The organism is Ruoffia sp. FAM 24228 (assembly GCF_045528575.1).
GTDB lineage: Bacteria > Bacillota > Bacilli > Lactobacillales > Aerococcaceae > Ruoffia > Ruoffia halotolerans.
In genome coordinates, this window is the sequence record NZ_JBGQQZ010000136.1 from 1 (window position 1) to 1,331 (window position 1,331).

The following is a 1,331-nucleotide window of genomic DNA, read 5'->3' on the forward strand; positions in this document are numbered from 1 at the left end:
CATCCGTGGTAAGATGGGTGTAGGTCATTTGTGGTCACTCCTTTGTATTCTTTGGTCGGAATTACAAGTTGAGTGTACCACAAATGGCTGTTTTAGTTGTCTAGCTTAATTTTACAATCGGCGAATAGAAAAGTTGGGGCTAAATCGATTATATTATTCAAACACATTGTACAGTAAACAAATAAACATTAAAAAAAGGGAAAAATTATGAATCAAAAACTTAAAATCGTTTCGTTATCTTTCGCTATAATGCTTCTAAGTGCTTCTATATTTCCTAATATTACAACTGTTTACGCTACTGAAAATGAACAACAAACACAAGAATACACTGAAGTTGAAATTGTAGAGCCTACATCTCTTTCATTAACAGAGGTAGAAATCAACTCCCTTGCTAATGAAATTCAAGCATTACACCCTAGTGTTTCTAAAGAGTGGATTATAGAAGTAATATACAAACAACTTCAAGGTGATTACTCGTTACAAACAGAATATACATCGTCTCAGGCTCAAACTAGATCATCATGGCAAGGTATAACTGTAGATCAAATGGGAGCGGCCCTAGATACTGCTATTGCATTAGCTCTAGGAGGAAGTACAGCTACCCTAGCCAATTTAATAAAAGTAAAAGGCAAACACGCAGCAAAAAGTGCCATACGTTCAGCAATTGCAAAATATTTAGGAAGCTGGGTTGTGAATGATGTTGTATTAGAATTTGCAATGAATTTACTATCACCAGGTACCTATTTAGCTCAATTATGGGACGAAAACGATGCTGTTCCTAACAATGGAAGGATTAATTTTTAATGAGCAAAGACTTAATAAAATTAGTAGGTTATAACTTATTAACTTTAACGATGGTGTATGTATTAACACTGCTAGCTAATAAAGAATTTAAATGGTGGGTTGTCATAGCCATGACATCATCATCTTTCATCGTTAGTAAATATTTAGAGAACAAAAATAAAAAAGATAGCTAGTTTTTGTTACCTGTTTATTTAATAGATAACAGGTAAAAATTAAACCAAATGAACCCCCTTAAATGATGTGAACCCCAAAGTTAGAGTTAAAAATATAGGCTCTATAATAAATGCGGTTGATGAACGAACATCAACCGCATCTTTCTATTCACAAAAACGTAAATGTTCACTATATTAAAGTCACCACAACCTAACAAAGGAGCATCTACGCATGAATCATTTTTATCTGATGAATTGTAAAATTAAGTGCGACAAATAAAGAAACCCATAACAGGTTCGTGTAAAATGTTAGTAATGACAAAAACATAAACACGGAGGTCTGTTATGAGCTACACACATCTTACCATAGAGGAA

General features: G+C 33.4%; 2 protein-coding genes. Both read left to right on the forward strand.

Going from position 1 to position 1,331, the window contains the following annotated elements; all coding sequences use genetic code 11:
- Positions 1-207 precede the first annotated feature (207 nt).
- Positions 208-804, forward strand: coding sequence for a hypothetical protein (locus ACEN33_RS12360; RefSeq protein ID WP_407095203.1), 597 nt, complete (start codon positions 208-210; stop codon positions 802-804).
- Complete coding sequence (locus ACEN33_RS12365; protein ID WP_171031307.1) at positions 804-977, forward strand: hypothetical protein; 174 nt, start codon at positions 804-806, stop codon at positions 975-977. The genes ACEN33_RS12360 and ACEN33_RS12365 overlap by 1 nt, the downstream gene beginning before the upstream one ends.
- The last annotated feature ends 354 nt before the right edge of the window (positions 978-1,331 follow it).

Bases quoted from the DNA above. Each gene is read 5' to 3' on its own strand.
- ACEN33_RS12365 (WP_171031307.1), top strand. From the start codon at position 804: ATGAGCAAAGACTTAATAAAATTAGTAGGTTATAACTTATTAACTTTA.
- ACEN33_RS12360 (WP_407095203.1), top strand. From the start codon at position 208: ATGAATCAAAAACTTAAAATCGTTTCGTTATCTTTCGCTATAATGCTT.